Raw genomic sequence first — 13,511 nt, 5'->3', positions numbered from 1 at the left:
GGCTTAGCGCAGCTAAACCCCTCACTTGTCGACGAATCCTCGCCCAATGCTTAATGGAACGCGTGCCCTGATGTATTCAATTTTGCGCGCCCTGCGGGCACGACTGTTTGCGGCCGGCGGATTACGCTCCGCTAAGCCAGCCTACGCAGTCTGGCTGCTGCTTTGGGCGCTGTCGGCCTTGCCTGCTGCGCAAGCCATCGAGCCCGAACAAGTGGCCGTTCCTGTTGGCACATTCTCCTCGTCTCCCGCCCCCCTAACAGCCTTCCTGTTCAAACCGACTGGCCAGGGCCCGCACCCGGCCGTCGTCATGATGCACGGCTGCGGCGGCGCCTACGCCAACTCCGGCAAACTCAATGCACGCCACCTGATGTGGGGCGAATACCTGGCCAGCCAGGGCTATCTGGCGCTGATGCTGGACAGCTTCAGCGCACGCGGCATCAAGGAACTGTGCACCACGCCGCTTGCCCAGCGCACGCTCAAGGAGGCTGATCGCGTTGGCGACGCCTATGCGGCGCTGAGCTTCCTGCGTGAGCGCGCCGAAGTCGATACGCAGCATATCGGCCTGCTGGGCTGGTCGCACGGCGCCGGCGTGGCCTTGGACACCCTCCAGCGCAAACCTGCAGGCATGGCCGGCTTCGCCGCAGCGGTCGCCTTCTATCCGGGCTGCAGCACGCGCAACAAACAAGCTGCGCGCTTCATGCCTTATGCGCCGCTGCTGATCCTGATCGGCGAGGCCGATGACTGGACGCCCGCCGCGCCCTGCCTGGCGCTGACCGAGACCGCGCGTGCCCGCGGCGCGCCGATGCAGATCCACAGCTATCCTGAGACCTATCACGACTTCGACAATCCGGCGCTCAAGGGCCCGCATCTGCGCAAGGAAGTCCCGAACGGCGTCCATCCCGGCCAGGGCGTGACCACCGCACCCAACCCGGTGGCGCGTGAAGACGCCCAACAACGCCTGAGCCGTTTTTTTGCGGAGCACCTCAAATGAGCCCGACCCCTGCCGACATCGCCCAAGCGGCCGCCTTGCTGCGCGCGGGCGAACTGGTCGCCCTGCCGACCGAGACGGTCTATGGCCTCGGCTCCGATGCGGCCAATCCGCACGCCGTGGCCAAGATCTTCGCCGCCAAGGGCCGGCCGGCCGACCACCCGCTGATCGTGCATCTGGCCGAGGCCGAACAGCTCACCGCCTGGGCGCGCGAGATTCCCAAGGAAGCCATCGCCCTGGCGCGTGCCTTCTGGCCGGGCCCGCTGACCCTGATCCTGAAAAAGGAAGAGGACGTGCTGGATGCGGTCACCGGCGGGCAGGACACGGTCGGGCTGCGCGTGCCCGATCACCCGGTCGCCCTGGCCCTGCTGCGCGCCTTCAATGGCGGCATTGCGGCGCCCTCGGCCAACCGCTTCGGGCGCATCAGTCCGACCAGCGCCGCGCACGTGGCCGAAGAGCTGGGTGAGGCGGTGAGCATGATCCTCGACGGCGGCGACTGCGAAGTCGGCATCGAGTCGACGATTCTCGATCTCTCGCGTGGCGAGCCGATCATCCTGCGCCCCGGCATGATCGGCGCCGAAGCCATCGCCGCAGTCATCGGCCGCGCGCCGCGCCTGCCACAGACACGTGAGGATGCACCGCGCGTGTCCGGCGCACTCGCCGCGCACTACGCGCCGCGCACGCCGATGCAATGGCTCAGCCCTGCCGCCTTGTCGCAGGCGCCCGCCGGCGCCGCCGTGCTCAGCCACAGCCAGGCCGCGCCGCCAGCGCACGCCGGGCGCTGGATCCACAGCGGCGGCGGGGCCAGTGCCTACGCCCATAATCTGTATGCCAATTTGCGTGCACTCGACGCCGCCCAGGCAGGGCAGATCTATGTCGAAAGCCTGCCTGCGGACAGCGACTGGGACGCCATCCGCGACCGCCTGGGCCGCGCCATCACAGGATCGGGCAAGGATTGAGGCGCTCTGCCGGGGCGCCGCCAGCAAGGCAAAAACGCCATATCCAGCAAATTCAACAGAGACGAACACAGCGACAAAAATGTGACAAAAGGCGTCTGCGCCCGACAAAGCCTCAAACGGGCAAGGCCTTTTACTTTATATTACGGACTTTTTGGCCGATTCCACGTGAGCTCCTGGAGCATTCTTTGTGATTTCGACGGCACGATCGCCGTTGAAGATGTAACCGATGTGATCCTCGAACGCTTCGCCCGACCGGGCTGGCGTGCCATCGAGGACAAATGGCGAGATGGCCAGCTTAGCTCACGACTGTGCATGCAACAGCAAGTTTCCCTGCTCGACATGAGCCTGGACGAGCTGGACGAGGCCATTGACGATATCCGCATCGACCCCGCCTTTCCGGCCTTCGTGCACGCCGTGCAGCGCACCGGCTGGTCGATCTGCGTGGTCAGCGACGGGCTCGATTACGCCATTCGCCGCATCCTTTCCCAATACGGCCTGGAAGCGCTGCCGATCTACGCCAACCACCTGACGCAGACCGGCACGCGCAGCTGGCGCCTCGATTCGCCCTGGGCCGCCAGCGGCTGCAGCGTCGATAGCGGCACCTGCAAATGCGCCCGCGCACGTCTGGTCAGCACGGCCCAGCAACGCACCTTGCTGGTCGGTGACGGCGCATCGGACTTTTGCGCCGCTGAACATGTAGACTTCGTGTTCGCCAAGCACCGTCTGATCGAACACTGCCGTGCCCACAATCTGCACCATGTCCCCATCGTCGGGTTTGACGACGCCATCCATTTCCTGCCGGCGCTCAAGCACAGCAGCGAAAAAATTCATCAATCTGCCCTGCAGAGTCTGGAACTGAGACCCCATGCGTGATCCACAGCTGTTGGCCGACGAGGCCATGTATTGTTCTTTCGGCGACACCGTCCACTACTCGGAACCGCCGCAAATCTTCGAACGCTGCGAAGGCAGCTACCTCTACGACGGCGAAGGCATTCCCTTCCTGGACCTGCAGATGTGGTATTCGGCGGTCAACTTCGGCTACTCGAATCCGCGCCTCAACGCGGTGCTGAAGAAGCAGATCGACACCCTGCCGCAAGTGGCCAGCCAGTACCTGCACCCGACCAAGATCGAACTGGCCAAGATCGTCGCCCAGGACGCGCAGAAGAAGTTCGGCTACAAGGGCCGCGTGCACTTCAACGTCGGCGGTTCGCAATCGATTGACGACTCGCTCAAGCTGGTGCGCAACGCCTCCAACGGCAAGAGCCTGATGTTCGCCTTCGAAGGCGGCTACCACGGTCGTACCCTCGGTGCCTCGGCAATCACCTCCAGCTACCGTTACCGTCGTCGCTACGGCCACTTCGGTGACCGTGCGCACTTCGTGCCCTTCCCCTACCACTTCCGCGGCCCCAAGGGCATGACCAAGGAAGAGTACGGCGAGAAGTGCGTGGCCGACTTCGCCCGCCTGTTCGAGACCGAATACAACGGCGTCTGGGACCCCAAGGGCAAACAGGCTGAATACGCCGCTTTCTACGTCGAACCGATCCAGGGCACGGGCGGCTACGTCATTCCGCCGATGAACTTCTTCAAGGGTTTGAAGAAGGTGCTCGACCAGTACGGCATCCTGCTGGTGGTCGATGAAATCCAGATGGGCTTCTACCGCACCGGCAAGCTGTGGTCGATCGAACACTTTGGCGTGCAGCCGGATGTGCTGGTCTTCGGCAAGGCGCTGACCAATGGCCTGAACCCGCTGGCCGGCCTGTGGGCGCGTGAAGAGCTGATCAACCCGACGGTGTTCCCGCCGGGCTCGACCCACTCGACCTTCGCCTCCAACCCGCTGGGCACCGCCGTCGGCCTCGAAACCATGCGCATGCTGGCCGAGGAAGACTACGAAACCATGGTCATGAAGAAGGGCGAGTACTTCCTCGCCGGCCTGCGTGAGCTGCAAAAAGCGCACAAGGAAATCGGCGATGTCGACGGTCTGGGCCTCGCCCTGCGCGCCGAAATCTGCCAGGAAGACGGCTTCACGCCGAACAAGGCGATGCTCGACAAGATGGTCGACATCGGCCTGGCTGGCGAGCTGGAGCACAAGGGCAAGCGCATCGGCCTGGTGCTGGACGTTGGTGGTTACTACAAGAACGTCATCACCTTCGCGCCCTCGCTGCACATCAGCTACGAAGAGATCGACCTCGGTCTGTCCCTGCTCGACCAGCTGCTGCGCAAGGTCAAGGCTGCCTGATCCATCCGGACGCCAGCAAAACAAAGGGCCTGCAATTGCGGGCCCTTTTGTTAAGACTTATGCGGTTTTAGCGATGGATCTTTGTCGCCAAGGCCGCAGAGAAAAACAGAAGGTCCGCCAAGGAAAACAAAATCATCTTCCTTTGCGGACCTTTGCGTTTCTTCGCGCCCTTCGCGTCTCAATATCGGCTTACAACAATGCAATCAGCCTGAAACGACGGCGTTGCGAAATTTTTGATTCCGCTGCAGCGTCAGGCAGCGACGACGGCCGGCCTTGCCCCCGATGCAGTCACCACGCGATTGAAGAAAGCCACCGAACGCGCAGCCAGCACATCGCGCTGCTGATCGACCGTCACCATGTGATAACTGTTGTCGAGCACCACGGTTTCGACGGGTGCGGAGACGCGCTTTTCGATCAGCGCGACATTGCGCAGGCTGGCCACATCGTCTTCCTTGGCATGCACGGCCAGACAGGGCACGCGCACTTCGTGCAGACGACGCTGCACATAACGCGAGAGGCGATAGAACTCGGCCAGCGAAGGCCAGGGATTGCCCGGCAAGCCCGCGGCGGCGCTGTCGCCACCGAGCATGCTGCCCGAGATGGAACGCCGGATGCGCTCGTTCTTGATACCGAAGGGATGCGTTTCCATGAACATCTTCTTGCGGCCGATACCCAGGCGGTCGAAGATCGGCAGCAGGAAGGCCAGCCGCCCCGTCGCCGGAATCGCCCAGCCGTCGTAGAAGAAGGTGGTGCCATAAAGCGCCAGGCCATCGACCTTGTCCGGATGCTCGATGGCGTACATCATCGACAGCACCGAGCCCATCGACAAACCACCGACGAACAGATGATCGACATGCTGGCGCAGGCGCTCGGCGCTCTCTTCGACGCTGGCGAACCAGTCGCGCCAGCCGGTCGCCAGCAGATCCGCCTCGGTGCCGCAATGGCCGGCCAGCTGCACGGCCTGGACCGAGAAACCCGCACGCTGCAGATCACGTGCAACGCGCTTCATCTCGTTGGGAGTGCCTGTCAAACCGTGAATCAGCAATACGCCGGTGCGGCCACCGGGCAGGAAAAATTCTTGTGATGCTTGAGACATTCGAACAGGAAATCCGGAAGATGAGAGATACTGCGCGGCCATCCCGTGCAGTGACGAGATCGGCCCTAGTTCATTCATTTTACGCGCATGCGTGCACTTGCAGAAGATCCTTGCCACACGGCGCCGCCTGGCGACGAACGTGACAGCCGCTGGCGCGCGCAGACCGATACAGAAATCCATGCAATCGAGCATCATCTTCACCCTCTGGCTGCTCAACATCGTGCTCGATGCCGGTGGCCAGCTGGCCTTCAAGGCCGCCGCCATGAGCCCCGACAGTGGCAGTCTCAAACAGCGCTGGCTGCACATGGCCGCACGGCCGTGGATCTGGGTCGGCGTGATCTGCTTCGTATTCGAATTCGTCGTCTGGCTGGCCTTCCTGTCCCTGGTGCCGCTGGCCGAGGGCATCTTGCTGGGCATGATCAATATCGTCGTGGTGATGCTCGCCGGCCGCTGGCTGTTCGGCGAAAAGCTCTCGCCGATGCGCGTGCTGGGCGTCTGCCTGATCGCCGTCGGCGTCGCCATTGTCGGAGGCGCCTGAGATGAGCAATCCCACGATGTCGCGCGCGCGCTTCTACTTCTTCGGCTTCCTGATCCTGCTGGCTTTCGACACCCTGGCCCAGGTCAGCTTCAAATACACGGCACTCAATACGCCTTTTGTCGCCAATCTCGACTGGCTGCTCACCGTGCTGCAGTCGCCCTGGTTGTTCGGCTGCATCCTCGGCTATCTGGGCGCCTTCTTCACCTGGATGAGTCTCTTGCAGCACGCCCCGGTCGGGCCGGCTTTTGCCGCCTCGCACCTGGAGATCGTCAGCGTGATGCTGCTCTCGGCGCCGCTGTTCAACGAACGCCTGACGCTGATGCAGCTGCTCGGCGCGGCGGTGATCGTGGCCGGCGTGATCTGCCTGGCAATCAGCGAAACGAGTGATGCCGACTGAAAGCGCAAGTGGATTCGCCCGCCTGGCCAGCCGCTGGGGCGAAATCCCGCCCAGCGCCGGCTTGCCACTGAGCCTCAAAGCGCTCTGGCCAGCCCGGCCGCGCGCCTTTGCCCAGGCGGCAGCTGCTTTTCTAGGCGTGGACAATGCGCAGATCGAGTGTTCGGGCACCGCCTGCCTGGTGCTGGTGCTGGCCACCCTGCAGCGGCTCAGCGCACGCCGCAAGGTGATCATCCCCGCCTATACCTGCCCGCTGGTGCTGCTGGCGATCCGCCACTGCGGCCTGCAGGCGGTGCTCTGCGATGTGCGCGCCGGCAGCTTCGAGTTCGATGAAGTCGCGCTCGCCGCGCACTGCGATGCCGACACCCTGGCGGTGATTCCGACCCATCTGGCCGGCCGCGTGGCCGACACCACCCGCGTCAATCTGATCGCCCGCAACTGCGGCGCCCTGCTCATCGAGGATGCGGCACAGGCTTTCGGCGCGCGGGTGCACGGCCTCAGCGTCGGCAAGGATGCTGACTTCAGCTTCTTCAGCCTGGCCGTCGGCAAGGGCCTGAGCACCTTCGAAGGCGGCATCTGGTTCGCCCGCGATGCGGCACTGCGCACGGAAATCCTCAAGACACGCGAGCAGCTGCTGCGCGGCCGGCCGGCTTTCGAGCTGCTGCGCTGCCTGCAGCTGATCGGCTATAGCGCGCTGTATCGCCCGCTGCCGCTGCGCCTGGTCTACGGCTTGCCGCTGCGCCGCGCACTGCGCCGCAATGATGTGGCCGAGGCGATCGGCGATGTGTTCGACGAGGCCATTCCTCTGCATCACATGAGCCACTGGCGGCAAGGCGTCGGCAGCCGGGGCCTGCAGCAGCTGCCCGCGTTCCAGCACGCGCTGCGCCAGCAGGCTGAACGCCGCGTGCCGGCGCTACGCGCCCTGCCCGGCCTGCAGGTGCTCGACGACAAGCCCGGCGTGCAAGGCAGCTGGCCGCTGATCATGCTCTTGATGCCGACGCAGGCGGCACGCGATGCGGCCCTGGCCGAACTGTGGCCGCTGCGCCTGGGCGCGTCGCGCCTATTTGCCGAGGCGATCGGCGACTACGCCTATCTGGCGGCCGGCGGCGGCACGCAGACGCCGAATGCGCGCGACTTCGCCGCCCGCACACTGAGCCTCAGCAATAGCCTGTGGCTCGATGATGCGCAGTTCGCGCAGATCCTGGCGGTGCTGCGCAAGCACTTGGCGGCTTCAGCGCAAACCTAGGCTCGGGTCTGGGCGGCAATCAGCGGCAGCAAGCGCTGATTGACCGCCGCCTGCTGCGCCTGCCACTGCGCCAGCTGCGCCGGCGAGATTTCGGGTTGTTCGTCGAGCGCACTGAGCCAGCGCTTCCAGGCGCTGCGATAACGGTAGGCGGAGATGTCGCCGGTGATGTCGCTGCCGACCACGCGGCCCGCCAGCAGGGCGATCAGCGCCTCCATCTGTTCGAGCTGCATGCTGCCCTGATCCCAGTTGGTGTGTGCCACCTCGGGCGCCAGCACATCCTTGTCGATGCTCAGGTACAGCGGCGTGGCGGTGGCCTGCAGATGAGCGCTGAAGGCCGCCAGCAAGGCCGCCTGATCGGCATGGGCGTGCATCTGCGCGGCCAGGCCGAAGCGCTGCGCCCAGCGCGTATCAACGCCGACGCTCCAGTAATGCAGCTTGCCGCTGCGCAAGGGCTGCCAGTAGTTCTCCCAGGCGTGGCTCGCGCCGATGTCAGCCGAACAGATGCCGACCACGTCGATGCGCCGCACCTGCGGCAAGCGCGCTGCATGGCGTACCCAGGAGCCGCAGTGGATGCCGAAGGGAAAGCGCATATTGTCCGGGTGGTTGTCGAACACCAGCAGATCGAATTGCGGCGCCTGACAGCGCTCGGTCAGCAGATGGCTGAGGTGGTGCAGATCACCGCTGCCGAGCAGCACCGTGCCATGCTTGTCCGGCATCTGGCGGGCCAGCTGCGCACGCAGCGCACGCCAGCGGCGCAGGCTGCAGCCAAAGCGGATTGCCTCCTGCCAGTCGCGCAAATCGATGCGTTGTGCCGCATCCAGGCCCAGCACCGAGGCGTCGAAATCAAGAACGAGTGGCGTCATCATTGACCGAATCAAACCAGGCGCGGTCGCTCTCGAAAAGGCCGGAGAGGCGCCGCAAGACAAAACGCAGCAGCGGATTGCGCACATAGACCGCGTGGCGCGTGAAGGTGAATCGTGCGCCGAGGTAGGCCTTGATCTGCGGATCAGTCCAGCCCGCCACGTAGTGCGAGAGGCCGTGCTCGCGGGCGTAGGCGAGGTTCTGCAACCAGCTCACGAAGTACAGGTTGTAGTCGCGCGCATCCGGGTAGTGCAGGCCGATGTACTTGTCGATCAGCATGCCGCGATGCTCGAAACACAGGTTGTAGCCGATCATCCGCCCGGCCACGCGGTAGAAGAACACCTGGCCCTTGAGCGCGGCGTCCTGCAACACGGCGCGGAAAAAGCCGGCATCGAGGCAGTCGAAGTGAATCTCGCTCTGCGCGAAGACTTCAAGGTAGCGCTGGTACATCTCGTCGAGCAGGGCCGCATCTGCAAAGCGCGCGTCGCCGGTGGGCCACACCTCGATCTGCAGATCGGCGCGGGCGCGCAGCTTGCGGCGGATGTCGCGGCGGCGGCCGGAGGACAGGCTGGCCAGCCAGGCCTCTTCGCTGGCGAAATCAATCGGCAGATAGGCCAGCGCCTGCCCTTCGACGATGATGAAATCGCGCGCCTGGCAGGCGGCGACAAACTCGTCAGCAAAGGCATTCTCTTCAGCGGACAACAAGGGCGAGCGCTCGGGCACATCCTTGACGATCAGCAGCGGCGAAGCGCGCTGCCAATCCTTGAGGATGCTGGTGCACAGCGCCTCGGCGCTCAAGCCGGCTGGCATCGGCGCGTATTCGCTGACCGTGGTGCCGTAAAAGCAGGTGTTCCAGCGCAGCAGGCGACGCAGCTGGCGCGCACAAGGCAGGCGCATGAATTGCTGCAGATCTTCGGCATCGACCGTGGTCAGCAGATCGAAGCGGGCAAGAAAACTCGGCCCGCCCTCGGGCGAGCGGCGCGGCAGAAAATCTTTGGGCGGGTGCTCGGCAAAATGCTGCAGCAGACCGGCCGGTTCCAGGGCATTGAGATACTGCGGCATCGTCACGGTAGGCGTCGGTGTTGCAGGGCGGGCAAGCGGTGAAGCTCCTTGAACAGCCGCAGCCGGGTCGCCAGATCCGGCGCCAAACCCCTCGGCTGTGCGGCGAGCGCGTGTTGCTCAGGCATGGCTATTTCTCCTGACTCGCAGGCGGCACGCTTTGCGGTGCCGCTTCCACTGCGCGGCTGGCCGACGTCAGCTTCTCGACTTTCGGATCGCTCCAGCTGCCGGTGACCGAGTAGTCGAAGCTGAACAGTTTTTCGAATGGATCGCGCAGCACCTTCTGCGCCACATAGACGCCCACCCCCACCACCGGATTGAGCGCCGCCGCGCCGATGCCGACGGCAAAGCCTTCGGAGAGCGTCGGCTGCACGGTCAGGCGCAGGTTCTGCGTCTCGTTCACGATGTCGGCCGAGCCCTTCATGAAGAACTTCGCCGCCGGGCCGCGCACTTCGAGATTATTGCTGTAGAGCTGGCCACGCTGCAGCTTGAAGTCGCCGCTGATCGCATCGAAGGCAAAGCCTTCGCTGAACACATCGCGGAAATCCAGGGTGATCCGCCGCGGCAGCGACTGCAGGCTGAGGATGCCCAGGAGGCGCGCCGCGCCCGGATCGAGCTTGTTGAACTGGCCATCCTCGGCATCGAGGTGCAGCTCGCCGCTGAGGCTGGGGTAGTCGATGCTGGTCGGCGCCGAGTTCCAGGACAGCTGGCCGTGCAGGTCAGCCTTGCCCTTGCGCAGCGCATTGGGCAGGCCGATGCGCCCGAGCAGGCCGCCGACATTGTCGCTATTGAGCTTGAGGGTGATGTCGGTGCGCCGCCCGCCATCGCTCAGGCGCCGGCTGCTGCCCTCGCCGCTGATCACGCCGTCGCTGCTCTCCACGCGCAGCTGCGGCAAGCGCCACAGGGCGCCCTGGTTTTCGGCATGCAGGCTGAGCTTGCCGAGCTTCATGTCATGCAGTTCGAACTGTTCGGCCGTGACATCCAGCGCTGGCAGATCGCCCTGCGCTTCGCTCTCGGCCAGCGCGGTGCTGTCTTCAAAGGACTGCAGGCGCAGCACATCAAGCTTGGCTGCCAGGCGCCCCTTGCCCTCGCCCAGCCAGCTCAGATCACCCGCGATGTCGGGACCGCTGAGCTTGACCACCCAGTGCGCGTCCTGCTGCACCGCGCGTGCCGTCACATTGCGGAAGCGATGCCCGCCGGCAATCACTTCATCGGCCTGGAACACTGCACCACCGAAGCTATTCGGATCGCTGGGCGCGCTGGGTTTGCCGTCGCCGGCCAGCGCTGCCACCAGCAGGCTGCGCCAGGGGTCGAGCTGCAGGCGCTTGAAGCGGCCCGAGACGCGCATGCCGCGCGCGGGCATGCTGAGGCTGTCATTGACGGCGATGGCGCCGCGCAGGAAAGCGCAGCTGTCCTTGCCGCAGCGATCCTGCCACTGTGCCTGGGCACGGCCATCGAGGCTCAGATGCCAGTCCTGCAGGCTGTTGCCGGCCGCCGCGCCGGGCTCGTCGCCCAGGCTCCAGCCAAAGCGCAGCGGTAGTCGTTCATCGCCACGCTTGGTGAGCGGACTGGGCAGGCGCGAGACGATGCCGAGCAGATCGGAGCTGACCTGCACATCGGCCTTGGCGCGCGTGATGGTGATCCGCGCCGTGGTTTGCGTCTGCCCGCTGAGTTCGGACCACAGCGGTGTATCGACGATCTGGCGCAAACCGCTGGCCGGCAGCGTACCGCTGCCATCGAAGACAATCGTGCCGTCCGCCAGGGTACGCCCGCTGATCACCGCCGAGCCACCGACGAACTCGGCCGTTGCCTGGGTCGGCCCGATGCCGGTATCGCTGAAACTCAGGGTGCCCTTGAGCTGGCGCATCGGCGGCAGGCCGTCGGCGATCCGCAGCACATTGCCATCGGCGCGGTAACTGCCTTGCACGCGCGTGGCATTGGCGTCGAGCAGGGGCACGGCGATGCGCAGATCGAGCTGGCCATCACCTTCCAGACGCATGTGCTGCACGGCGCTGCCCAAGTGTTCGGCCACCGGCGTGGCGCGCAGGTAATCGAGCATGTCACCGCCCGAACCACTGGCGCGGCCGACGATCAGCAAGGGCGCTTGCGCCGGGTGTTCGAGATTGGGCAGATCCGCCGACACCTCGCCCAGGCGCACCTGGCGATAGCGGCCACGGTGCGAGCGAATGGCCATGCGGACGCGGTCGAACAGCAGCTCGCCGCCGACGCCCTCCAGCGTCGGCCAGCCCGGTGCGAAAGCCAGATTGACCGCATTGAAATTGCCTTCGACGCGGAACGTCGCCTGCGGCGTATTCTGGAACGGGAACTGGTCGAGCGGCCCCACCACGCGGATGCGCAGATTCTCCGCCGCGCCGCTCTGCAAGCCATGCTGCAACCAGTCACGCGTATCCTGCGGCACTTCCAGCGGAATGTAACGCCACACCGCCGGCGCTTCGAATCTGCGCACGCGGCCCGTCAGGTCCAGAGTGCCGGCGCCGCCTGGCTTGCTACGCCAGTTGCCACTGAACTCGGCGGCCGTGATGTCAGGATTGCTCAGCGCCAGCTGGGCCAGTTCGACGACCAGCTCCGGGCTGCTTTCGGCCGGCTTGCTGTCGCGCCGCCAGCTGCCGCGCAGCTGCAGGCTGTTGAGCGCCAGGCGCGGCTGGGCGAAGACTGCGGGCAACTGCAGGGCACCATCACGCACACTGAGTGCGAAATCGCCCTTGCTCTCCGAGCCACGCAGGCTGCCACTGAGGCCCTCGACCCCCGGTGAGCCCTCGCTGCTGGCGAGACTCAGCTTGTCGAGCACCGCATCGATATTGAAGCGCGGTGGCCAGCTTTGCTGCCCGTCCAGCGGATCTTGCCAGCTCGCCTGCAGGCGCTGCACCAGGCCATGCGGATCGGCGCCCTGCAGACGCTGGCGCAGCGTCGCCGGCAAGGGCAGATAGGCGGCCAGCTGGGCCAGCACACGCACATCGAGACGTTCGCCGGCGAGCTCGCCGCCTGCTGGTTTGCCGGCCGGTGTATTACGCCGCAGGGAGAGCTGCGTCGGCGCCACCCGCAAGCCATCATTGGTCGCCAGCGTCAGGCGCTCGGCGGCCAGCGAGAAACCATCCGGACGCTGCGACAAGCGCAGACGGCCGGACAAAGTGTGCAGCGAAAGCATCGGCAAATCCTGCGCGAACTGCACATCGACATCAGCCAGGGCCAGATCCGCCGTCACGCTGGCAGTCTGCGCGCCTTCGAAATTGAGCCAGGCGCGCAGGCCACCGCGCCCGCGCGGCAGGTTGATGGGGTAATCGACCCAGTTGCGCCACACCGCCAGATCGGTGCTGTCGGTCGCGACATAGAGCGCGCCACGCCAGTTGTCGAGACTCGCCAGATCGGCGCCACGCAGATCGCCGCGCAGATCCAGCGGCCCCGACATGCGTGCGGCCGGGCTGGCCTTGAGGGCGAAACGATGACTGTCACCACGGTTTTCCAGCTGCAGCGAGAGCTTGTCGAAGACCAGTTCGGGCGCGCCGCGCAGGCGATCGACCCAGCGCACCCGCGCGCCGTCGATGAGGATTTCACGCTGATGCAGCAGCATGTTGGCGAAGTCGGCCTTGCCGCCCTGCTGCGTCTGCACCAGCAGACCGGCGACGTAGATCTTGCCATCGGCTTCGCGACGCACGCTCAGTTCCGGCTGGCCGATGTAGAGCCGATAGAGTTCCAGGCGCCAGCGCAGCAGCGAGCTCCAGGCAATCGTCGCATCGACACGTGGCAGTTCCAGCGCCTCGCGCCCGGCCTGGTCGAAAATGCGCAGGCCGCGCATGCCCAGCTCCGGCCGCAGGCTATGCCAGTGCGCCTCAAGCGCGCTGATCTGGACCTTGGCACCGAGGGCCGTGGACAGCGCTGTTTCGATCTCGCCCCGATGCTCGGCGACCTGCGGCATCAGCGCATAGCGCACAATGAGGAAGCAGATCGCCAGCACGATCCACAGCGCCAGCAGGACGCGCCACAGCCAGCGTCCGGCAGTGCGCGGAATGTGCAAACCCAGGCGCAAGGCGTGCAGACACCAGCGCCAGCGCCACAGCCGGGCTGGCATATGACGGGGGGGCGGTGCAGAATGCGGCGGGGACGAGTCTTCAGACA

At 65.3% G+C, this 13,511-nt stretch carries 11 protein-coding genes; 7 read left to right on the top strand and 4 right to left on the bottom strand.

Features of this window, described 5'->3' with window-relative positions; all coding sequences use genetic code 11:
* Positions 1–70 precede the first annotated feature (70 nt).
* The 4 genes from ABDB84_RS15795 (at position 71) to ABDB84_RS15780 (ending at position 4,183) form a co-directional block, all read left to right on the top strand.
* Positions 71–991, top strand: coding sequence for a dienelactone hydrolase family protein (locus ABDB84_RS15795; RefSeq protein ID WP_345920718.1), 921 nt, complete (start codon positions 71–73; stop codon positions 989–991).
* The gene (locus tag ABDB84_RS15790; protein ID WP_345920717.1) at positions 988–1,947 is read left to right on the top strand and encodes an L-threonylcarbamoyladenylate synthase; all 960 of its coding nucleotides are present in this window, start codon (positions 988–990) and stop codon (positions 1,945–1,947) included. Before ABDB84_RS15795 ends, ABDB84_RS15790 begins: the two co-directional genes overlap by 4 nt.
* 165 nt (positions 1,948–2,112) lie before the next feature.
* On the top strand, positions 2,113–2,820 hold the full coding sequence (locus tag ABDB84_RS15785; protein ID WP_345920716.1) for an MtnX-like HAD-IB family phosphatase: 708 nt from the start codon (positions 2,113–2,115) through the stop codon (positions 2,818–2,820).
* The gene (locus ABDB84_RS15780; RefSeq protein ID WP_345920715.1) at positions 2,813–4,183 is read left to right on the top strand and encodes an aspartate aminotransferase family protein; all 1,371 of its coding nucleotides are present in this window, start codon (positions 2,813–2,815) and stop codon (positions 4,181–4,183) included. The genes ABDB84_RS15785 and ABDB84_RS15780 overlap by 8 nt, the downstream gene beginning before the upstream one ends.
* A gap of 250 nt (positions 4,184–4,433) precedes the next feature.
* On the opposite strand, the gene ABDB84_RS15775 is transcribed toward ABDB84_RS15780, so the two are convergent.
* Positions 4,434–5,279 carry an alpha/beta hydrolase gene (locus ABDB84_RS15775; protein ID WP_345920714.1) on the bottom strand — a complete coding sequence of 282 codons (846 nt, stop codon included), beginning with the start codon at positions 5,277–5,279 and terminating at the stop codon, positions 4,434–4,436.
* 178 nt (positions 5,280–5,457) lie between these two features.
* Between ABDB84_RS15775 and ABDB84_RS15770 the strand changes: the two genes are divergently transcribed.
* The 3 genes from ABDB84_RS15770 to ABDB84_RS15760 are packed head-to-tail and all read left to right on the top strand — an operon-like array spanning position 5,458 to position 7,457.
* Complete coding sequence (locus tag ABDB84_RS15770; RefSeq protein ID WP_345920713.1) at positions 5,458–5,817, top strand: EamA family transporter; 360 nt, start codon at positions 5,458–5,460, stop codon at positions 5,815–5,817.
* A 1-nt stretch (position 5,818) separates the two neighbouring features.
* A complete protein-coding gene (locus tag ABDB84_RS15765) occupies positions 5,819–6,214 on the top strand; it encodes a DMT family transporter (protein ID WP_345920712.1) in 396 nt (131 codons plus the stop codon).
* Complete coding sequence (locus tag ABDB84_RS15760; RefSeq protein WP_345920711.1) at positions 6,204–7,457, top strand: DegT/DnrJ/EryC1/StrS family aminotransferase; 1,254 nt, start codon at positions 6,204–6,206, stop codon at positions 7,455–7,457. The genes ABDB84_RS15765 and ABDB84_RS15760 overlap by 11 nt, the downstream gene beginning before the upstream one ends.
* Here the strand turns inward: ABDB84_RS15760 and ABDB84_RS15755 are convergent.
* From ABDB84_RS15755 to ABDB84_RS15745, 3 genes are all read right to left on the bottom strand, one after another.
* Positions 7,454–8,323 carry an arginase family protein gene (locus ABDB84_RS15755; RefSeq protein ID WP_345920710.1) on the bottom strand — a complete coding sequence of 290 codons (870 nt, stop codon included), beginning with the start codon at positions 8,321–8,323 and terminating at the stop codon, positions 7,454–7,456. The two genes, ABDB84_RS15760 and ABDB84_RS15755, sit on opposite strands and share 4 nt — an antisense overlap.
* On the bottom strand, positions 8,301–9,380 hold the full coding sequence (locus ABDB84_RS15750; RefSeq protein ID WP_345920754.1) for a GNAT family N-acetyltransferase: 1,080 nt from the start codon (positions 9,378–9,380) through the stop codon (positions 8,301–8,303). The genes ABDB84_RS15755 and ABDB84_RS15750 overlap by 23 nt, the downstream gene beginning before the upstream one ends.
* Before the next feature lie 127 nt (positions 9,381–9,507).
* Complete coding sequence (locus ABDB84_RS15745) at positions 9,508–13,464, bottom strand: YhdP family protein (protein WP_345920709.1); 3,957 nt, start codon at positions 13,462–13,464, stop codon at positions 9,508–9,510.
* Positions 13,465–13,511: the final 47 nt, after the last annotated feature.

The organism is Uliginosibacterium sediminicola, from assembly GCF_039631295.1.
In the GTDB taxonomy this organism is placed as follows: domain Bacteria; phylum Pseudomonadota; class Gammaproteobacteria; order Burkholderiales; family Rhodocyclaceae; genus Viridibacterium; species Viridibacterium sediminicola.
Note: the sequence above shows the minus strand (reverse complement) of the source record. Positions and strands in the feature narration are given on the sequence as shown.